This is a genomic window from Nocardioides sp. (assembly GCF_050246775.1).
Taxonomy (GTDB): domain Bacteria; phylum Actinomycetota; class Actinomycetes; order Propionibacteriales; family Nocardioidaceae; genus Nocardioides.
Genome location: NZ_JBFWVK010000009.1, coordinates 26192 through 45952 on the forward strand (window position 1 = coordinate 26192; position 19761 = coordinate 45952).

The window sequence follows — 19761 nt, forward strand, 5'->3', positions numbered from 1 at the left end:
TGTAGAGGATGGAAGGTCATGGCCGCGGGGATCGGAAATCCCGGGAGTTGGAGAGCCGGCGCAGTTGGTCGTTGTAGGTGGTGAGGGCGAGGTCCTCGTCACGATCTGCCTGGCGGTCCAGACGTCGAGCCTCGCGGTGGTCGTCCTTGACCCAGCTCCAGATCAAGGCTCCGCCCAGAATCGCCAATGGGTAGTCACCCAGTGCCCATCCCAGGGAGGCGCCGATGTACTGGTCGCGTTCGAGGGGGTTGCCCCAGTCGCGCCCGAGGGCCGAGAACCAGTCCTCGGCCAGGATCGTGCTGCTCCCCATGAGGGAAACGGTGAAGAACGCATGGAACGCGAAGGTGCCCATCAGGAGCAGAACCCGCAGGGGGTACGCCGGACGGCGTACGCCGGGGTCGATGCCGCAGATCACGCTGGCGAAGAGGTAGCCCGTGAACAGGAAGTGCGCGGTCATCAGCAGGTGGGCGGTGTGGGTGCGCATGGAGAGCTCGAACAAGGGAGAGTAGTAGAAGGCGACCAGTCCGGTGACGAAGAGGCCGCTGGCGACAAGTGGCTGCCCCAGAAGCCGCAGAGGCCATCCGTGCACGGCGACCAGGAGCCATTCGCGGGCACCGCGTGAGTCGTCCTGACGGCGCGTCAGCGTGCGGAGGGCAAGGGTGACCGGCGCACCAAGCACGAGCATGACCGGGACCGCGGTCGCGATAGTCATGTGTTCCACCATGTGCATGCTGAAGAGCACGTCGCCGTACACGCCCGGGGCGCCGCTGGTGGCCCAGAGCAGGCCCAGGCAGCCGAGCACCCACGCGGTGGTCCGACCGGGTGACCAGCGATCTCCCCTGGACCGCAAACGGGCCACCGCCACGAGGTAGAGCGCGAGGGCGCCGATGGCGAACGGCGCCCAGAAGCTGTCCAGTCGCCACTCGGTGAACCATTCCGAGCCACCCAGCGGTGCGGGTAGGGGATTCCCGAGCAGGCCTTCGGCGGTGCTGAGAGGGCGTTCGGGTCCGGAAACCGGAGGGGGAGTGCGTCCCAGTGCGACACCCGTGCCCACGGCTGCGCCCATGATGACGAGCTCGCCGATGGCAAGGCGAACGAAGGCGTGCCCGGCTGGTGGAGTGTCGGCGAGCTGGGGGAGCAGCCGACGCCGGTGTAGCCAGCCGGCGATACCGAGCAACACCAGCGCTCCGATCTTGAGCAGAACGAGTAGGCCGTAGCTGCTCTGGAGCGACTGCCATGACGGCAGGCGGAGGGAGGCAGACAGGATGCCGGAGGTTGCGGTGGCGATGAAGCACCATCCGGCGATCCGCGAGTATCGGGCAGCCACCGTCGCGAAGGAGGTCCTCGGCAGGTTGCGCAGGAGGATCAACGCGAGCAGTCCACCTAGCCAGAGTGACGCTGAAGCCAGATGCAGGAACTGGGCGTTGACTCCCAGGTCGTGGTTGGTCTCGCCTGAGGCATGACCTGTCAGGGACAGCGGCCACAGTGCCGCGAGGGAGACCACTGCCAACAAGCCGACGCCAGTGACGGTGCGGGCGACCATGCTGCCCATTGTCGCCACCCCCGCGAACGCCAGGCTCAGGGCGAGCGAGCGGCCAAGTGGGATATCGGTGACGAAGAAGCTCACCTGGTCCAGGGGGGTTGCGCTGACCGGCTGCGCCACGACATCGGAGTAGACGAGGACGATCTCGGCGACCCCGGACCAGATCCACAGAGACCCGGCCATCACCGCGGCGGACAGCAGGTGGAGCTGAGGCGGGCTCAGCATGGCCTTGGCATCGGGACGACCCGGGACCACAACGGCGGCCAGGACGAGCGAGCCGATGGTGAGGGTGGCTCCCACATCGCGCAGCGCTCTCGCCACCGGGAGTGCCCAGCGTGTGGTTGCGCCGGGATCGGGAAGTCCGAACCCAACCACGGGTTCGAGGTTTCCGTTCGCGGCGAGGAGAGCCACCGCGACGACGGCTGGAAGCGTGATGAGGAGGGCGCCCGCCACCCAGGCGGTGGACCTGCGCGTGGGGGTGCTCATTCGTGGCGATCCCGGGCGCGTCCACGTGCGAGTAGGTACATGGCCGCGATCGTGGTCACCGCAGAGAACACCCCAATGATGATGACACTGCGTCCCTGACCACGTGAACCCTCGGTCGCCGGTGTCGCGACAGCCTGAGTCGGCTTGTCACTCGTAGAGCCCGACCCGGTCACCCGAAACGCAATGTGGCCCGTGATGGGGTGCCCGTCCGTGGAGACAACTCGGTAGGAGAGCGTCCACCCATCAGCTGGAGTGTCCCCGGCCGCCTTGAGCGCTGGCACCGGTGCTGTGACGGTCGCGCCCTCAGCGCGGGGCGCGAGTTCCAGGCTAGGCCCGGCGTCCTGGGTGAGGGTGACGGTCACGAACTCGGGGGCTACGGGCTCGCTGAACACGAGCTGGACAGTCTCCGGGAATCCGGTCAGGACCTCATCGGTGGTGGGCGAGGAACTGATGAGGTCAGTGTGCGCGTTCGCGGGTGCCGGGGTGGACCACCAGGTGAGGCTCGCCAAGGCGACGATCAGCCATCCGCGGATCATGAGACTCCTTCGGGTGTGTGGGTCATGGACGGTGAGATCAGACACCGGCGTACGAGTGCAGTCCGCTGATCCAGAGGTTGACGCCGAAGAAGTTGAAGAGGAACGCCGCGTAGCCGGCGAGGGCGAACCAGGAGGCCTTGCGACCACGCCATCCCGCGGTCGCCTGGGCGTGCAGGTAGGCGGCGTAGAAGACCCAGGTGATGAAGGCCCAGGTCTCCTTTGGGTCCCAGCCCCAGTAGCGGCCCCAGGCGTTCTCTGCCCAGATCGCCCCGGCGATGACCGCGAAGGTCCATATGGGAAAGGCGAACATGTGCGCAGCGTGGGCCACCTGATCCAGGGATTTGCTGCTCGGCAGCGTGGTGGCGTAGCGACGGGCTCTGGGGTTGTCGAAACCTTCCGCAGCCACCTCGCTGCGGGACTTGATCAGGAACAGGACGGTGGCGACGGCCCCGACGGTGAACACACCTCCACCCGTGATGGCGGCGGCGACGTGAATCACGAGCCAGTAGGAGTTCAGCACAGGCACGAGTGCGTCGACGGGGGTGTAGAGCACTGTGACCGCCAGTCCCAGGACCAGCAGCACAATGCCGACGATCCACACCCCCAGGGCGCGTACGGGGCGGCGATACAGGAGAGTGAGGTAAGCGGCACCGGCCGCGACGGCTCCGACCATGGCGAACTCGTACATGTTTCCCCACGGGACCCGCTGCGCGGCCAGCCCACGGGTCAGCACCGCACCCACGCTCAGTGCGAATCCGGTCACGGTGAGGGACGTACCGATCGCGCCGATGCGGTACCACCGACCGCTGGGATCCGCGTCTACCGGCGGTCCCGCCGTCACCAGCGCTTTGGAGGTCACCCTCCCTGCTGTTTCAGCTGCGTAGGCGAGCATCGCCAGGGCGTAGACCGCTATCGCTGAATACACGAGGCGAAGCGACAGTTCGGCAAGCGTTTCGGGTGACAGCATCATCGATGATCTCCGGGCGGGTTGGTCGTTGTTGGCGACGGCGCGGGCTTGCCGAGCGCCTTGCAGAGGTCGTGGAACTCGTGCTCCGGGGGAGGGCGACGGGTCAAGGAGAGTCCGGCGAGCGACACGACGGTGACCGACGCGTCGGGGGTACTGCTGACCCTTACCCAGATCCGTCTTCTTCGAATGCAGAGCGACGCGGTGAGGCCGAGGAGCAGCATGACGGCTGCCAACAGCGAAATCTCCTTGCCTGGGTCGTAGGCGATCTGGAAATTCGCGAACCGCGACACGCCATCGAAGGTGAGACTTCCCTGACCGTCCGGCAAGGTCATGGTGTCGCCCACCGCCAAGGCCTGGCGAAAGGGTTTGCCAGCCTCGGTGACCTGCTGGAGTTGGGCCTTGTCGAGGGTGAACACCGACTGCGCGACGCCGTCGGTTTCCAGTCCGAGATCACCGGTGTAGGCGGTCATGAGCAGTTGCGGATTGAGGGCGTCGGGAAACGCGGAGAAAGCACCGTTGGTGCCATCAGCGGCGGTCGGCAGGAAAAGCCCTTCGAACCCGAGTTGAGTGGGTTGGGCGTCAGGGACCTTGATGACCCCGTCGGAGGCGAAGCTGCCGTCCAACGGGAGGAAGATCACTGGGCCGGCAAAAGCGATCTCGCCCTCACCGTCTCTGACCGTGACGCGCGGCGCGTAGCCGTGACCGGTGAGGAACACCTTTGTCCCGTTCACGTCGAGGGGCCGGTTGGGTCGGACCGAAAGTGCCTCATCCCCCGCGGACGTGCGAGAAGTGAGGTCGGCACTGAAGCCGCGAGGCTCACCCATCTTCTGTCCGCTCGTCTCGAACGAGGCGGTGAACTGGTCGAGGGTGAAGGAGAACGGTTCGAGGCTGTCGACGTCGGTCCAGACCGAGGGCGTGAAGGCGTCGTACTCCGAACGTACGTTGGTGAACGAGGACCCCTCGATGACGGCGACGCGGCCCTCGAAGCCGTAGAGACGTCCAGCCCCGATTCCCACCAAGAGAACCAGCAGCGACAGGTGGAACACCAGATTGCCCACCTCGCGCAGGAATCCGCGCTCGGCACGCACCTGGTCGGCGTCGGCGACGACCCGAAAGCCGGCGCGCCGCAGCGCAGACGCCGCTTGCTCGAGAAGCTCGCCCGGAGAAGTGGACGTCTGCCAGCTGTGGTGGTTCTCGAGTCTCGCCAGGTTGCGCGGGGCGCGGGGCGGCGCCGATCTGGAGGCTTTCCAGAGCTGTCGGGATCGCGGCAGCACGCACCCCGTCATGGAGACCAGCAGAAGGAGGTAGATCGCGGCAAACCACGGTGAGGCGTAGACCTCGAAGAACCCGAAGCGGTCCAGCCACGGCGAGATCGTCGGGTGCTTGAGTGTGAACTGAAGTACCGCAACCGGATCGCTGGCCACGTTGCGCTGCGGCAGCAGTGATCCGGGTATGGCAGCAATTGCCAGGAGGGTGAGCAGCACGATGGCAATTCGCATCGAAGTGAGAGTGCGCCACAGCCAGCGCCCCCATCCCCACGACAGAGGATGCTCAGGCTCGGGAGCGTCCGGCGCCCCCGAGCTGACTGGGGCGCTGGGATGCAGTTGGGTCACGGGATCGCCACCTCGCCAGCTGCGTCCGTCACCAGCGCTGACAGGGTGACGTAGGTGGTCACCCCGATGATGCGGGCGGCCAACTTGCCGGAACGATCCACGATCAGAGTGATGGGAACGGCATTCGGCGGCAGCGCGTTGCCGAAGGCGAGCAATGCCTGGGAAGAGGATCCAGTGGTGAGGCTGGGATAGTCGATTCCGAACTTCCGTTCGAAGGCCTTGGCCGCGTCGTCATTGTCTCGCACGTTGACGCCGACGAAGCGGACCCCGTCGTTCAGGTATTCAGCTGCCACCTTCGCCAGGATCGGTGCTTCCTTGCGGCACGGCGCGCACCAGGAGCCCCAGAGGTTGTAGACCACGACCTCACCGTTGTTCTGGGCGCTGTCGTAGGTGCCGCCGTCCAGGAGGCGGCCCGTGATCCGCGCAACCGACTTCCGGTCTTTCGGCGCGATCTGCTCGATTGCGCCAACTCCAAGAGCAGTGGAAGTGGATTGCGCCCCCGAGGCGCAGGCTGTCAGAGGCAAGGCCAGTAGCAGTGTGAGGGCGACGGTCACTCGTCGCCCGCGAGTCGGTCGGGCCCCAGATCGGGCGCCTGGTGCCTGGATCACGTGACTGGTCCGCCACGCGCCGACAGCATGCTCTTGAGCGCTTCGATCTCGGAGTCCTGCGCTTCGAGAATGCGCTGGGCGAGGCGCCGAACGTGGCTGTCTTTCGCCTGGCTGACCGCGTAGCGCGCCATCTCAACACCACCCTGATGGTGGGGGACCATGAGCTGGAGATAGAGCCGTTCGGCTGCGCCCACCGGGAGGCTCGTCAATCTGGTGAGGTCGGCGTCGGAGGCCATGCCGGGCATGACAGTCATGTCCGCGGGCATCGACGAGGAGTCGCCCATGTCGTGGGGCTCTTCCATCATCTGGTCCTGAGCCAGCCACTGCATGGGGGGCCCGGAGGCGCTCTGGGCCAGTTCGCGCTCGGCGAGCCAGCCGTACATCTGGCCGATCTGCTGCTGCTGGCTCAGTTCGATGTCCAGGGCGAGTCTGAGGATCTCCGGGTCCTTCGTGCGCTCGCGGATCAGCACCGACATCTCCACCGCCTGGGCGTGGTGCTCCTGCATGTCCCGGAGGAACCCGACGTCGACGGAGCCCTCGGTCGGGCCTTGATTGGTGGCTTCGTTGTCGAGACGGGCACCGAGCAGCATGCCCGCAGCCACCGCGACAGCAAGCAGTAGGACGGCCGCTGGCAACCACACGGCGCGACCAAATTTCGAGCCAGAGCCACTCCCTGGGGTCACGAGTCGACGCCGCCGGTGCAGGGTGCTCCCGGCTCCGGGGTCTGGGGTCCTTGGGCGAAGGCAGTGACAAACGTTTCCAGCGAGGGGTCGGCGGCACCGTCGATCATCATCTGCTTGCCCCAGGCCGTCGCCACGATCTCCGAACCGATCCCGTCGACTGGGGAGACCAGCACGTAGGAGTTGCCGTCCGCGAGCGCAGTCAGCTTGTCGACATCGCTTTGGTCAAGCGCCGGGTCGTAGCTGATCCAGACTGCTCCGTGCTCCAGGGAGTGGACAGCCTTCTCGGACGGCACTGGCGCGTCGTAGACGCCGCAGTTCATCCAGGCCGGATTGTGGTCGCCCCCGACAGGGGGGTTCTGTGGGTAGTCCACAGCATCCTCGACGTGGTTCCGCGGCAGGTCAGGAAACTCCTCCACGCCCTCAAGCTCACTCGCGGCCGCCGACGCGTCCGCATCGTTGCCGCCATCGGTGGAGATGCTGAACGCGACGAACGCGAGTATCAGTGCTGCTGTCACAGCGACGGGGCCGAAGATCATGAGCTTGCGCCGCCGCTCGGCATCGCGCTGTTCCCGAAGGATGTCGGCTGCCGTCTGCCGCCGGTCCGAGGCGCTGTCGGGCTGTTCCACGGGTTCTCCTTGATTGGCGGCAGTGGTTCGACGGCGGCCGGGTAAGCGGGGAAGGGTGCCGGTCCGGCCGCCGCCGGCTGTGCCCTGCCACTCTACGTACTATGTAACTTAGTAGACAACCCGAGAGCGAACGGTGAGCCTCCGGCGCGGGGTGACCAGGGCCAAAGCTGCGACAACGACGCAGGCCCACCCGATCCACGGGCTCAGGAACAACGCAGGCGTGTCTTTGTCCTGGAGGGGCACCTGGCTGACCAGGACCGCGCGTGTTTGGGGCTCCGCGAGCTCACGGACCGACCCGTCCGGTCCGATAATCCCGGTGATCCCGTTGGTGGCGGCCACCACCACCGTTCGCCCGGTTTCGACGGCCCGCACGCGGCTGATCGCGAACTGCTGCTCGATCTGGTTGGTGCGGATGAACGTGGCATTGCTGGTTTGGACGGCGATGAACTGAGCTCCGGAACGGACCTGCTCGGCGAGGGAGTCATCGAAGGCCACGTCGAAACAGATGAGGTCCGCGACTTGGATCCGGTCACTCACGCGCAGGGGTGTGGAGCGATCACCACGAGCCATGTCGCGGGGTATCTGCCCCAGTCGGCTGATGTCATATCGACCCAGGAGACCCCTGAACGGGATGTACTCCCCGAACGGCACCGGGTGTCGCTTGGTGTACCGCTCGGCCGGTCCAGAGACGGGCCGCCACAGGATTCCCTGGTTGCGTGCCTGCGCCGTGGTCGCTCCGTCGGTGATGGCTCCGACGAGAACGGGCACCCCAATGGCCTCGACGGCTTCGTTGATGGCAGACCGGGTGACTGCATCTGTGGTCGGATCGACCGCTGTTGAGTTCTCCGGCCAGATCACGAGGTCTGGGCGGGCAACTGCGCCGCTGTCCACGCGCCGACTGAGCGCGATCGTCGCCTCGATGTGGTTGCGAGTGACCTGCTGGTGATGGGCGATCAGGTCATTGCCCCGTCCCGGTACGTCACCTTGGATTGCCGCGACGGTCGCGCTGGGCAGTCCGGCCTCCCAGCCGGGCGTCAGCGACGCGGGTCGAACGAATGTGGGGATCATGACAAGACCGATGACGCCCGCGGCAACGCAGCCAACTCGGATGGGGGCGCGAGTAACCCGAAGGAGGATCCAGGCGAGCGTGCTGCCGCTGAACGCGGCGAGGAAGCTCACACCGTTGGCGCCGACCCAGGGCAGCCACGAGCTCAGGGGAGTGTCGAGCACGGACCACGCCAAGCGACCCCAGGGGAACCCGCCGAAAGGCCAGGAAGTCCGGATCATGTCGACGGCCACCCACGACACTGCGGTCCACAGCGGCCATGCGCGGCGTCGGCTGAGCCAGGCGATCCCCATTCCCAGAAGGGCGTAGTAGGAGGCTACGAGCAGTGAGACCAGCAGCCAGGAGTCGGTGCCCACCGCGCGCAGCCAGAACAACAGCGTCAGCGAATAGGCAGCCCCGAACAGATAGCCGACGACGGCCCCACTGCGTCCCCGGGTGCCGTGCAGGGCGAGGATCCACCCGGCTACCGCCACGGGAAGCAACGAGCCCAGACTCCAGGGGGCGCTGGTGGTCGCGAGGGCGACACCGCTCGCCGTGGCAAGCAGACCTCGGATGGGCAACCTCGGCGACTTCACGATGTCGGCCACGGGTTGGACACGCACGAATCCAGGCCCTTGGTCTGCTGCAACATGACCGGAGCCGACTCGCCGGCCCCTGGACAGGATTCGTGGGCATTGCCCAGTGCATGTCCCACCTCGTGGTTGATCAGGTAGGTCTGGTACCCGGCCAGGTCTCGGTCATACGAGGCGGCTCCGTTCATCCAGCGCCACGCGTTCAGGACCACCAGGTTGCCGTTGCGGCACGAGAGTCTGCCGCCGGTGGAGAGTGGCGCGCAGAGTCTGTCCGTAGTCGTCGGCGTAGCGATCAGGATACGAAGATCCCCATCGGCATCGACGCGGCTGAGCGCGTGTTCACCCGCCGCGGTCCAACCGCGCGGATCGGCTAGAACGGTGTCCACCCGCCTCGCCACTCGAGCTGCTCTGAGTGGAATGCCGTTCTCGACTTCGACCTGATAGGTGACCCGGGTGCCGGAGCCGACCACGGGAGAGCCTCCTGAGGCGACGTCGAACTCACCCGACCCGCGCTCCGGTACGACCTGTGCTCGCCGTGCGGTGGAAGGTTTGCTGACACTGCGTCGCACCAGATCCGGTTTCGGATCGTTGATGGTCCTCGACCCCGGACTGGAGGAATTGGGCACACCTGTTGACGACACGGCGTCTGGGACTGAACCAACGATTGGGCTGGGCGATTGATCATTCATCGAAGCAGCGAAGACAAGCGTGAGAGTCGCGCCCGTTCCGATGGCGAGTGTCCGTGCGCGCCCTCGAGGTCGCTGTCGGCGGTGCCGAGGTTGCTCGTGCTGGTTCATCGCGTGACTCCGCGGCGGTGGTGGGGACGTTTGAGCCTGCTGGGTATGAGGAGGAACCCGTCTGGGTTCTCGAACTCAGCAGCGACAAACGGCCAGCAGCTCCGGACGGAATGCGTTCACGTGGTGACTTGACGGCCGTGCACGAACAGGGGTTGAGCGGTCAACGGCGCGCCACGATCTTGTTCGCCTACTCACCCACTTCGCTAGGAATGCCAGCCCGCCGATGAGAAGAGCCAGACAGGCACCCACCAAAGCGAGGTCCGGGCTCCCATCCGGATCGGAATGGGGTCCCGCGGCGGTAACTGCTGGCAGCAGTGACGCCATTTCGTCGGCGCCGACCGCGGCAGCGCTCTGAACTCCAGTGACGGCGGTTGAGCTCGCTCCGAACTGCAGCGGCGTCGCGCCGTGGCCCGCGAGACCGTGCATCCCGAACACACCAGTGAGCACCACGAACAGCAACAGGTAGGAGCACCTGTCCAGCGTCGTCAGCCTCACGTTCGCGAACACGAGGGCCACCGTAGCAATCTCCACGATGAAGGCCGGTCCCACGCGATTCGACTTGATGCGCGACCATGTAGCCGTGTCGGAGTTGCGAGCGGGGTGGGTGCTGCGCTGGTCGCGCGCCGCGTTGGTGGCCGCGCTGATCCTCGGCGGCGGGCTCGTCGCGCACGTGAGTGCGGGCGGTCTGCTGCCCGACATCGGGATCTTGGTGCTGCTCGGCTCGGCCACCCTCCTTGGCTGCGCCGCCTTGTTCGGCCGACCGATCACGACGAGAGCCACCGTTGCGCTGCTGGCCCTGGGACAGGCCGGATTCCATCTGGCCATGACGGCGCTGGCCGGTCACGCCGGGGCAGGCTCACACGCTGGAGCCGGCGACGCCATCCGTGCTGAGGTCGTGCGCTCGGCCACCGCGGGCGGCCGGCGTACAGGCTCTCTGCGTGACCTGATGGCAGCCCCAGAAATGCCTGCCAGTGGCGACTTGCAACTGGCCGTTCCACATTGGGCGCAGCACGTGGTGGCTGATCTGTCGGGAGCGAACGCGCTCATGGCATTGGCACACCTCACTGCGGCTGCGGCGGTCGGCTGGTGGCTCGCCTCGGGCGAGGCCGCCTTGTGGGCGTTGATCTGCCTGACGGGCCGCCAGTCCTGGAAGTTCGTCCTGCTTCTCACCGCGGGGGCCGGTGGAACGCTGGCGTTTGGGAAGCGCCACCGCGCTGCCTCCGCCGCAGTGCGGGTGGAGCGGCCGCCCGCGAGGTGGGTCATCGAACGGCGACCAGCACGTCGCGGGCCACCGCGACTCGCGGCAGCTCTCTGACCCACCAACCCTCGTCGATTCTCGCCTGGCGCAGGGTCGCCTCGTGGCGATCTGTGCAGCCTGCGCGTCGTCAACCCATTCGAAGGACATTCCATGCGCACGATTTCTCTCATCGCCTCCGCCACCCTAGGGGCCTCGCTCCTTGCCGGCTGCGGCTCCAGCGATCCGGTCAGCCCGCCCTCCACCAGCCCGGCGTCAGCCTCCCCGTCGCCCTCCGACGCCGACGCCTCCGCCTCGCCCACGCCCAGCGAGACCCCTAGCGAAACGAACAATGATCGTCCCACCGTGGACATCACGATCAAGGGCGACAGCGTCAAACCCCAAGGGGTCCTGGTGGAGGCCGAGCTCAACGCACCCGTCGTACTGAACTTCACCTCGGACCGCTCGGGCGAGCTCCACGTGCACTCCAAGCCCGAGCAGGTCGTCGAGTTCGGTAGGGGTACGTCGACCCAGGAACTCATCATCAAGACCCCCGGCATCGTGGACATCGAGGACCACGAATCCGGCATCGTCATCGCCCAGCTCGAGGTGAAGTAGCGGTGAACTTGGCACACGGGCTGGGAGGCGGCAGCGACCTACCGATCCCGGCCGCCTACGCGATCGCCGGTGGCGGCGCGGCTCTCACCCTGTCGTTCGTGATCCTCCTGCTGGCGTGGCGGACCCCTCGGTTCGACAAGTCCGACGCCGGACTGGAGATGCCCGGCTGGTTCACCCAAGCCGTCGACAGCCAGGCTCTCGCGGTCACCTTGCGAGCCGTGGGCCTGCTCTTCGCCGGGTTCCTGGTCTGGGTCTCCATCGCGGGCAAGGACCTGCTGACCAACCCTGCCTTCGGCCTGGTCTACGTGTGGCTGTGGGTTGGCCTGATCCCTGTGTCCCTGCTGTTCGGACCAGTCCTCAAGGCGATGAGCCCGGTGCGCACCCTGCACTTGCTGTTAGCAAGAGCCACCGGTGAGGACCCGGACTCCGGTCTGGCGAAGATGCCGGCCCGGCTGGGTTACTGGCCGGCCGCGGTGGGGCTGTTCGCGTTCGTCTGGCTAGAGCTTGTGTACCCCGACGCGACGTACCTGAGCAGCCTGCGCCTGTGGTTCGCTGGCTATGTCGCAGCGATGCTGATCGGGGCGCTCTACTACGGGTCGAGCTGGCTCGCGCGCGCGGATCCGTTCGAGGTCTACTCCACTCTTGTGGCACATCTGTCGGTCTGGGGGAGACGGTCTGACGGCGTGCTCGTCCTCCGGAATCCTCTGGCCAATCTCGACCGGGTCCGGGCCGGACCTGGACTGGTCGCCGTGGTGGCGATCCTGCTCGGCAGTACGGCGTTCGACAGCTTCCGCAGCTCGAACGCCTGGCTGAGATGGACGCAGACAACGACCGCCAGCGTGCCTGTCATCGACACGGTTCTGTTGGCCGGAATGTGCCTCTTCGTGGGTCTGGCGTTTGTTACGGCCACCATGGCAACTGGCGTGGACGGCAAGTTCCGGCGGGCGGAGCTGCCTGCGATGTTCGCCCACTCGCTGGTGCCGATCATCGTGGGCTACATGGTGGCCCACTATTTGACGTTCTTTGTCGAGACCGGCCAAGCCACCTTGATCCTCGTGAGCGATCCATTGAGCAACGGATCGAACCTATTCGGCACCGCGAACTGGGAGGTCAACTACTGGCTATCAGAGCATCCAACGCTGCTTGCCTCAATCAAGGTGCTCGCGATCGTGACCGGCCACATCCTCGGAGCGGTAGCTGCCCACGACCGAGCGCTCCAGGTGCTGCCGAAACGCCATCAGGCAACCGGCCAACTGCCCCTGCTGGCAGTGATGGTGCTCTACACCTTCAGCGGGCTCTACTTGCTGTTCGGGGTTTAGCGGCCTGGCGTGCCGTGCCTTAGTATCTACGCATGTGCGCATACAAGCCGAATAAGGGTCGACCTGCTCTTCCTGCGGAGGAGCAGGTCGACCTGGCTGTCGAGGTCTTCCGGATGCTGGCGGACGCGACCCGGGTGAAGCTGCTGTGGGTGCTGCTGGCCGGCGAGGCGCCGGTGAACCAGCTCGCGGAAGCAGTCGCCAAACCGCAAACCGCGGTGTCCCAGCACCTCGCGAAACTGAGGATGGCGAGGCTGGTCAGCACTCGCAAGCAGGCCAACCAGGTGTTCTACCGGCTGACCAACGACCACGTGCGCCAGCTGATCAGCGACGCGGTCTACAACGCGGAGCACGCGGGCCCGGGCACCCCTGAACACCACCAAGACACCGAGGTCTCCGCTCGAGGCGTTGGGGTGAGGCAATGACGCGGCACTCTGGCCACGACCACGACCACGACGGACACGGGCACACACACGACGCTGAACAGCATCATGAACATGCGAGCGGAATCCGAGGCTTCCTGGAATCGCTGTTCAAGCCGCACAGCCACGACGCAGCCGACTCTGTGGACGACGCCCTTGAATCAAGCCAAGAGGGCATTCGGGCGGTCAAGATCAGCCTGATGGTGCTCGGCGTGACTGCCGTGGTGCAGGCTCTCCTAGTCGTCCTTACCGGCTCGGTCGCGCTGCTGGCCGACACCATCCACAACTTCTCCGATGCGCTCACTGCGATTCCGCTGTGGATCGCTTTCGTCCTTTCCCGCCGTGCCCCGACACGTTCCTACACCTACGGCTACGGGCGCGCCGAGGACCTGGCAGGAATCTTCATCGTCGCCATGATCGGGCTGTCGGCGGTCGTTGCCGGCTACGAGTCGATCTCCCGGCTGATCGACCCCCGCCCGGTCACCTCCCCATGGGTCGTTGCCGCCGCCGGGCTCATCGGCTTCGCCGGCAACGAACTCGTGGCGATCTACCGCATCCGCGTCGGGCGTCGGATCGGCTCCGCCGCCTTGGTGGCCGACGGCCTCCACGCCCGCACCGACGGCTTCACCTCCCTGGCTGTCTTCGCCGGTGCGATAGGAGTGCTGCTCGGCTTCCCCCTCGCCGACCCCATCGTCGGCCTCCTCATCACCGTGGCCATCCTGCTCGTCCTACGCACCGCGGCCACCGACATCTACCGCCGCCTCATGGATGCCGTCGACCCGGAAGTCTCTTCCACCGCTGTCGAAACCCTCGCCGCCACCCCCGGCGTGAAGGCCGTCGAAGAACTCCGGATCCGCTGGATCGGACACCGCCTGCGCGCCGAGGCCGGCATCGCCGTGGACGAGGAGCTCGGCCTGGTGTCCGCCCACCAGATCGCCACCGAAGCTCACCACCGATTGCTGCACGCCATACCCAAGCTGGTGGGAGCGACCGTGCACGTGAGCCCGCACGCGAACACCGACGACCACCATCACGAGATGCTGGAGCACCACACTGCGCCGCGACACGCGACCTGGCTGAGCGATCTAAATCCCATCGAGCACTGATTCGTCTACTACCGGGTTTCCAACCTTGAATTGGCGCCGTGCGCAATCCGGGGCACGCGCCCCATCGGAGAGAATGAGCCAGAACGAGGCTTCATACCGCGCGGCAGAGCGGCAGGGCGGCAGCCGTGAAGGCTTGGGCTTGCTGCCCCCACAGTCGCCGGGTCTCGCAGGAGGCCTGGATCGCGGCCTGTTCGATGGCGGCTACGGCGCGTTCCAACTCGTCCTGATCGGGAGAGCTTATAACGATCAGTCCAGTCGCGCGGAGGATGCCGTGACCTGCTGTGAGGTCGGCTTCCTGCTGGAGGACGTCTTGGAACTCGGCGCTCTGCTGGGCGTCCTCGATCTGCCCGATGCGCTGGCGCTGGGCGGCGTCGGAGATGTACTCGGTCTTCTTCTTGCGGATGTCCCGTGAGGCTTGGTCGGTGCGCATCGGGGTGTAGAGCATCGAGAACGTTCGGCGTACGCCGGATGAGAGGAGCACGGGGGCGAGGAAGCCGGGGAACACCAGCGACCTGGGCCACTCGCTGATCCAGAGGACGCAGTGGTGAGCGGAGTCGCTGCGCAGGCTGGACCAGGTCTCGGTTACAGCAACCGGGCCTGCGGTGGCCAAGTCACGGCCGAGGTCACCGTGGCGTTCGAGGGCTGACGCGACAACGGGGTCGTAGGCGCCGCGGAGCATGATCGCGAGGTCGCCGGGTGCCAGCCAATCGGATGGTGCGAGGTCCGCGGCTCTGAGCGCGGCGGTGATCGTCGTCATCTCTTGGCGCAGTACCTCGGCTGCGCCGCGGTTGCCTCCTCCTGCCGCACGGATAGCTCGCGCCGCGGTCTTCATGTTGAGGGCCAGCGAGATGGTGCTGGCGTGGCGCTCACCTGCGGGCCCGGCTCGGTCTATGAGTTCGGCGTACGTCGTCGAAGTCCAGGTGTTGTCGTGGTTGCCGTGCGCCGACCACCAGTCGGTCAAGCCCTTTCCTGAGTCCGGCAGCGTTCTTTCCATCACCTGTAGCGACGCGATTCGGCCGGAGCGACAGGCGGTGGACAGCACCCGTCCCCAGCTGACGACGCGACGTTCTTGATCTATCGGGTCGAGAAGGATGAACGCCGGGTGTGAGACAGCGACAACGGCGGTCAGCGTCGCTTGGTGGGGGTCGTGAACCATGACGGCGCCGGTCACGGGGTCGAGCCATTGCCTGAGTCGTGCGGCGTCGCCGGGCAGGGCGAGGGTCCCGGCGGGCCGGGGTTTGACGATGCGGCGACGGAACATGAGTTGCCCTGTGCTCGATCGCCATCCCCCCCGGGCCACGATGGGCAACCAGTCGATGAGCTTGCGGCCACCGACACCAACCCATGCGAGTGCGGCACAGGTCAGGATCAGTGGGAGTGCGTAGGCGAGGACCATGCCGCCGCCCAGGTAGAGCGCGAAGACGAGAGTGGCCGCTGCGATGCCGACTGCGACGAGTTGAGCGACGGAGAGGCCGAGGAGTATCCCCCTGCGGGCGAGCCGCGAGAACTTCACCGGATGCAGCTCATGCTCGCGCCCCGCCGAGGCAGTCTTCGACATCAGGATTGCTCCGACGAGCGCGCTAGTACGGGCGGAGTCGGGTCGGCAACTCGCGGCGAGGCGCCGTTGGGCGCCGAAGGTTCGTGCGCCGCTTCCGACTGTTGCCCTGCCTGGGCGCCGACGAAGTTCGCCAGTCGAGGTCCGGCAGTCGCGGCTACCTTCGCTATCACCGCTGCGGCGGCTACGGGGCCGGCCGCTGCGCTAGCTCCTACACTCGCCCCTGCCCCGGCCCCGGCGGTCGCCCCGCCACCGCCAGCAGCCGACGCGCCACCCGCGCTCCCAGCGGCTGTGGGCGTCGGTGGCGTTCCCGAGCCAGCAGAACCGCCCGATCCGGACCCAGGAGGGGAGTCGCCACCGAGGACCTTCGGCACACTGCCTGGTCGTCCTCCCACCGGGATCGGTAGTGGTCGATTGAGTGCGGACTTGGCCTCTTGCTCGGCCGACATCGCGTGGTACATGTCAAAGCCCATAAAGCTGATCGCCTTGTAGGTCAGATAGGGGGCGAACCCGGCCATCAACATCAGCACGACTCCCGCGATCGGATCGCTGACCGACTGAAGGTCGGAGTCGATCGGCGCGGACACCTGTGCCGTGGCGAGGAGGAAGATCACGACCAGGACGACCTTGGAGACGATGAGTGCGATGACGAAGGTCGCCCATTTGCCGGCCCAGCCGCGGGTTTGGTCCCAGGTCGACCCGGCCAATGCGATCGGTGCGAACACGATCGCGATCAAGAGCAGGGCTTTGCGGACCAGCAGACTGATCCACACGATGACTGCCGCACCGATCGCCAGCCCGGCGAGGAAGATGGTAAGGATCGCCGCCGCACCCGGGGCGGCGAGGTTCAGGCTGCCGAGGCCTCCTGCCAGGAGGGCGATCCGATCACCCATCTCCTGCATGTTCGTGCCCGCGGCGTGGACGATCCCGATGGTCAGTTGATCGGTGATCTCCAGTGCGGTGGCGAGCAACGTGATCGCTACGAACGAGCCGAGTATCGATTTTGCCAGGCCGAGTGCTGCTCGCGAGAGCGCTGCGGGTTCTCTTCGGATCATGCCGCCGATGACCTGGAGCATGAAGAACCCGACCATCACGAATACGGCGACGCCGAACACGATGTTGTAGACCCGCGTGTAGTGCGCGCTCGTGATGTCGACCATGGTCGTGGTGTCGAAAACCTCCCAGACCGACTCGAACATCCACTGAGCTGCACCACCCATCGCTTGGGCAAGCCAGTCGAACGGTGCCGTCACAAGGCTCGCGGCGGCATCGCCGGCGGTGTCGCAGACTCCGGAGATCACGGGGATGTCGCATACGTCGGCCATGGTGCTCGACCTCTCTCGTAGTCCTGGTGGGAGGCGAGTTCAGACGGCTTGGCCGACGTTCCAGAAGAAATTCACGAGCGCCACTGAGGCGCCGGTGACTATCGCTGCGCCGAGCGCGACGAGGACACCGAGCTTGCCGCGGCCAGCGAGGTGGGGGTTCGAGGAGTTGGAGCCGAGGGCCCACACGATTGCAGCGATGACGAGGGCGAGGACGGCCAGGATGAGTCCGACCGTCATGGACGCCCCGACGATGTCGCGGAGCTGGCTAATGCCGGGTAATCCGTTTGAGTTCGGGTTGATGTTGATGTCGTACGGCAGCCGGCCGTCGATCCGGTAGGTCGGAAGAACTCTGAACACGAGGGACTCCTATTTGGTCGATCGAAGGGAGGGTTGCAGTCCTGGTGCGCCGGGTCAGAGGGACGAGCCCAGGTCGAGGAGCCAGTTGGTCCACGCGAGTGCGCAACCGATGAAGACCGCGCCGCCGAGGGCCACGAGCAGACCGGTCTTGGCTTTGCTGGCGGTGTTCCAGGTTCCGTTGGACGAGGCGACCGCCCAGGTCGCAGCACAGACGACCACCATGAGTACGGCGGTCAGAAGCCCGTAGGTGAGTAGCGCCCCCACGATCTGGCGCAGATCGCTGGATCCACCGACGGCACCGAAGTTGGGGCCGACCGCAGTGAGCTGAGCGTGGACTCTGGTCATGTCCGGTAGGTGCAGCCGACTCACCGAACCGTCTGTTCGGATTGGAAGCCTCAGGGTGTTGCATCCCGTACCCAGGTACGGGTTTACAGTCGATCCATGAGTGAGAACCTGATGGTCGACGACGGCTGGGTCCCGGCCACATGCACGTTGCCAACGATGGAACAGCCGGTCCGGCGGGCACAGTTTGATGACCTGTTCACCCAGGATGTCATCAGCGTCGAGCAGCCTGCCGCCGGGATCTTGAGACTGGAACTCCGCGCAGTCCCAGACGTCGCCGCCCGCGCCGCGGGTCTGGCGGCTCGGGAGACGGCCTGCTGCTCGTTCTTCACCTTCAATCTCACCATCACCGAGGGCAAGATCGGCATGGTCGTCTCAACTGAGCCCGAGCATGAACCAGTTCTAGCCGCGCTCGCAGCGAGCGCGTCATCGCGGGTCGGGCGAGTCTCGTGACTTCTGGCAAGCGCTCGGGACAGGTCGCCGCTGCGGTCGGCGTCAACGTAGAGACGCTTCGCTACTACGAGCGGCGTGGCATCATCCCTGCGCCGGATCGCAGTCTTGGCGGACACCGGCTCTACCCCGACGAGACCGTGACGACGTTGCGGGTGATCAAGGTCGCGCAAGGCCTGGGGTTCACCCTCGCCGAAGTCGTCGACTTGTTGGAGGTCGGGCGCCATGGCCACGGCGGCGGGCTACAAGCACGAGCCGAGGCAAAGGTCGCCGAGGTCGATCAGAAGATCGCGGACCTCAATCTGATTCGCGACACCCTGATCGCTGCCCGGGACGCCGGCTGCGACGATCTCGCCCAGTGCGCCGCCTCGGAGTGTTGCCCGCTGCCGTTCGTCGAGCTCAGCACCCGCCCAGAATCGAGCCCCTTGTGAGCTTCTCCATGAAGGATCGCCATCTCTTCGGCATGGGTGCTGCAGCATGCGCGGTCTGCTGCGCGGCACCCATCCTGACGCTGCTCGGTGTGGCGGGGGTTGCCGCAACGGCCGCGACCCTCGTTTTCGCCGGGACAGTTTTCGCCATCGTGGTGGCAGTCGGGGCGCTCCTGGCGGTGTGGAACCAGCGGCGCCGCCGCCGTGCCGGGGATTGTTCAACTGTTGCAGGTCCCGTGGCTGTCGAGGTCTCGTTGCGCCGACCTGACGAGGCTCTCTGAGAGGATCTTGTGGTGGACACGCTGCGCTCGATCGCGCTCTTCATCGCCGCCGCTGTCGCCGAGATCGGCGGTGCCTGGCTGGTCTGGCAAGGCGTCCGCGAGCATCGAGGCTTGGTGTGGATCGGCGGGGGCATCATCGCCCTCGGCGTCTACGGCTTCGTCGCGACGCTGCAGCCCGACGCCAATTTCGGGCGCATCCTTGCTGCGTACGGCGGTGTTTTCGTTGCCGGGTCCCTGCTTTGGGGCATGGTCGCCGACGGGTTCAAACCCGACCGCTACGACCTTGTCGGAGCCGCTGTTTGCCTTGTCGGCGTCGCGGTGATCATGTACGGGCCCAGGGACGCATGATGGTTCCGGCAAACCGCGCGTGCGGGCGATCAGCTACGCCAGCGATTGACGATCGCAGCGGACGAAATCGACGCGACCAAGCGCACGCTTACGCTGATCAGCGCGTGGAACGCTCGCATCTGTGGAACCGCCCATTCGACGCGCACCGTCTGATGGATAGTTCGAGTCTCGCCGAGGCCGGCTTGCCGAGAATGGCCGGGTTAGGAGTCTTCGTGTTCGGAATCCGCTGGACAGTCGGCCTGGCCATGACGGGTCTGGCAATGATCTGGATCGGCGGCTACGTCAAATCGTCACAGGCCACTGTGTGCTTGGACGCACTGGAGCCGGGCGGTAGCTGTTTCGGCACCTTCGCTTCCGACGCATGGCAAGTCATCGGGCTGGGATCACTCGTCGTCGGGACAGCTTTCGTGCTCGGTGCACTGTTTCTAGAACTGCGTCGACGCCGTGGCGCCTAAGCCGATCCCAGTGACGACTGAGGGCCT

Annotated in this window: 23 protein-coding genes; 10 read left to right on the forward strand and 13 right to left on the reverse strand. The window is 66.2% G+C overall.

Translation table 11 applies throughout. The annotated features are described in order from the left end of the window. Positions 1-16: 16 nt before the first annotated feature. The 9 genes from AB7I40_RS22840 to AB7I40_RS22880 all read right to left on the reverse strand — a co-directional run bounded on the left by AB7I40_RS22840 (position 17) and on the right by AB7I40_RS22880 (position 9170). Positions 17-2029, reverse strand: a complete 2013-nt coding sequence (locus AB7I40_RS22840) for a cytochrome c oxidase assembly protein (protein ID WP_428347462.1) — start codon at positions 2027-2029, stop codon at positions 17-19. Then, positions 2026-2565 (reverse strand): copper resistance CopC family protein, encoded by a 540-nt coding sequence (locus tag AB7I40_RS22845; protein WP_428347461.1) that lies wholly within the window; start codon positions 2563-2565, stop codon positions 2026-2028. Before AB7I40_RS22845 ends, AB7I40_RS22840 begins: the two co-directional genes overlap by 4 nt. Before the next feature lie 37 nt (positions 2566-2602). After that, positions 2603-3490: a c-type cytochrome biogenesis protein CcsB gene (gene ccsB / locus AB7I40_RS22850; protein ID WP_428347460.1), complete on the reverse strand. Its 888-nt coding sequence runs from the start codon at positions 3488-3490 to the stop codon at positions 2603-2605. A gap of 41 nt (positions 3491-3531) precedes the next feature. Beyond that, positions 3532-5031, reverse strand: a complete 1500-nt coding sequence (resB, locus tag AB7I40_RS22855; protein ID WP_428347459.1) for a cytochrome c biogenesis protein ResB — start codon at positions 5029-5031, stop codon at positions 3532-3534. 110 nt (positions 5032-5141) lie between these two features. Next, the gene (locus AB7I40_RS22860; RefSeq protein ID WP_428347458.1) at positions 5142-5699 is read right to left on the reverse strand and encodes a TlpA family protein disulfide reductase; all 558 of its coding nucleotides are present in this window, start codon (positions 5697-5699) and stop codon (positions 5142-5144) included. Positions 5700-5749: 50 nt separating this feature from the next. Then, on the reverse strand, positions 5750-6394 hold the full coding sequence (locus AB7I40_RS22865) for a DUF305 domain-containing protein (protein WP_428347457.1): 645 nt from the start codon (positions 6392-6394) through the stop codon (positions 5750-5752). Positions 6395-6432: 38 nt separating this feature from the next. Beyond that, positions 6433-7062, reverse strand: coding sequence for a DUF3105 domain-containing protein (locus AB7I40_RS22870; RefSeq protein ID WP_428347456.1), 630 nt, complete (start codon positions 7060-7062; stop codon positions 6433-6435). A 108-nt stretch (positions 7063-7170) separates the two neighbouring features. Beyond that, entirely contained in the window at positions 7171-8730 is a 1560-nt protein-coding gene (lnt, locus tag AB7I40_RS22875) for an apolipoprotein N-acyltransferase (protein ID WP_428347455.1), read from the reverse strand. Beyond that, positions 8700-9170 carry a DUF3152 domain-containing protein gene (locus AB7I40_RS22880; protein ID WP_428347454.1) on the reverse strand — a complete coding sequence of 157 codons (471 nt, stop codon included), beginning with the start codon at positions 9168-9170 and terminating at the stop codon, positions 8700-8702. The genes lnt and AB7I40_RS22880 overlap by 31 nt, the downstream gene beginning before the upstream one ends. Before the next feature lie 907 nt (positions 9171-10077). Between AB7I40_RS22880 and AB7I40_RS22885 the strand changes: the two genes are divergently transcribed. From AB7I40_RS22885 to AB7I40_RS22905, 5 genes are all read left to right on the forward strand, one after another. Continuing rightward, the gene (locus tag AB7I40_RS22885) at positions 10078-10812 is read left to right on the forward strand and encodes a hypothetical protein (RefSeq protein WP_428347453.1); all 735 of its coding nucleotides are present in this window, start codon (positions 10078-10080) and stop codon (positions 10810-10812) included. A gap of 93 nt (positions 10813-10905) precedes the next feature. Further along, positions 10906-11349 carry a hypothetical protein gene (locus AB7I40_RS22890; RefSeq protein ID WP_428347452.1) on the forward strand — a complete coding sequence of 148 codons (444 nt, stop codon included), beginning with the start codon at positions 10906-10908 and terminating at the stop codon, positions 11347-11349. Between the two features lie 2 nt (positions 11350-11351). After that, positions 11352-12668, forward strand: coding sequence for a hypothetical protein (locus tag AB7I40_RS22895; RefSeq protein ID WP_428347451.1), 1317 nt, complete (start codon positions 11352-11354; stop codon positions 12666-12668). 32 nt (positions 12669-12700) lie between these two features. Next, positions 12701-13090: an ArsR/SmtB family transcription factor gene (locus tag AB7I40_RS22900; RefSeq protein WP_428347450.1), complete on the forward strand. Its 390-nt coding sequence runs from the start codon at positions 12701-12703 to the stop codon at positions 13088-13090. Next, complete coding sequence (locus AB7I40_RS22905; protein WP_428347449.1) at positions 13087-14193, forward strand: cation diffusion facilitator family transporter; 1107 nt, start codon at positions 13087-13089, stop codon at positions 14191-14193. Before AB7I40_RS22900 ends, AB7I40_RS22905 begins: the two co-directional genes overlap by 4 nt. A gap of 91 nt (positions 14194-14284) precedes the next feature. On the opposite strand, the gene AB7I40_RS22910 is transcribed toward AB7I40_RS22905, so the two are convergent. From AB7I40_RS22910 to AB7I40_RS22925, 4 genes are read right to left on the reverse strand one after another with little or no spacing between them, the layout of a single operon-like run. Further along, positions 14285-15751, reverse strand: a complete 1467-nt coding sequence (locus AB7I40_RS22910) for an SCO6880 family protein (RefSeq protein WP_428347448.1) — start codon at positions 15749-15751, stop codon at positions 14285-14287. Next, positions 15751-17073 carry a conjugal transfer protein TrbL gene (locus AB7I40_RS22915; protein WP_428347447.1) on the reverse strand — a complete coding sequence of 441 codons (1323 nt, stop codon included), beginning with the start codon at positions 17071-17073 and terminating at the stop codon, positions 15751-15753. The genes AB7I40_RS22910 and AB7I40_RS22915 overlap by 1 nt, the downstream gene beginning before the upstream one ends. Before the next feature lie 39 nt (positions 17074-17112). Further along, positions 17113-17430 (reverse strand): DUF6112 family protein, encoded by a 318-nt coding sequence (locus AB7I40_RS22920; protein WP_428347446.1) that lies wholly within the window; start codon positions 17428-17430, stop codon positions 17113-17115. A gap of 54 nt (positions 17431-17484) precedes the next feature. Further along, a complete protein-coding gene (locus tag AB7I40_RS22925) occupies positions 17485-17775 on the reverse strand; it encodes a DUF6112 family protein (RefSeq protein WP_428347445.1) in 291 nt (96 codons plus the stop codon). Positions 17776-17871: 96 nt separating this feature from the next. On the opposite strand from AB7I40_RS22925, the gene AB7I40_RS22930 reads away from it, so the two are divergent. From AB7I40_RS22930 to AB7I40_RS22950, 5 genes are all read left to right on the forward strand, one after another. Beyond that, a complete protein-coding gene (locus AB7I40_RS22930) occupies positions 17872-18225 on the forward strand; it encodes a hypothetical protein (protein ID WP_428347444.1) in 354 nt (117 codons plus the stop codon). Further along, positions 18222-18653: a MerR family transcriptional regulator gene (locus AB7I40_RS22935; protein WP_428347443.1), complete on the forward strand. Its 432-nt coding sequence runs from the start codon at positions 18222-18224 to the stop codon at positions 18651-18653. Before AB7I40_RS22930 ends, AB7I40_RS22935 begins: the two co-directional genes overlap by 4 nt. Positions 18654-18661: 8 nt before the next feature. Then, positions 18662-18931 (forward strand): hypothetical protein, encoded by a 270-nt coding sequence (locus tag AB7I40_RS22940; protein WP_428348137.1) that lies wholly within the window; start codon positions 18662-18664, stop codon positions 18929-18931. 12 nt (positions 18932-18943) lie between these two features. Then, the gene (locus AB7I40_RS22945) at positions 18944-19279 is read left to right on the forward strand and encodes a YnfA family protein (protein WP_428347442.1); all 336 of its coding nucleotides are present in this window, start codon (positions 18944-18946) and stop codon (positions 19277-19279) included. 104 nt (positions 19280-19383) lie between these two features. Further along, a complete protein-coding gene (locus AB7I40_RS22950; RefSeq protein WP_428348138.1) occupies positions 19384-19734 on the forward strand; it encodes a hypothetical protein in 351 nt (116 codons plus the stop codon). The last annotated feature ends 27 nt before the right edge of the window (positions 19735-19761 follow it).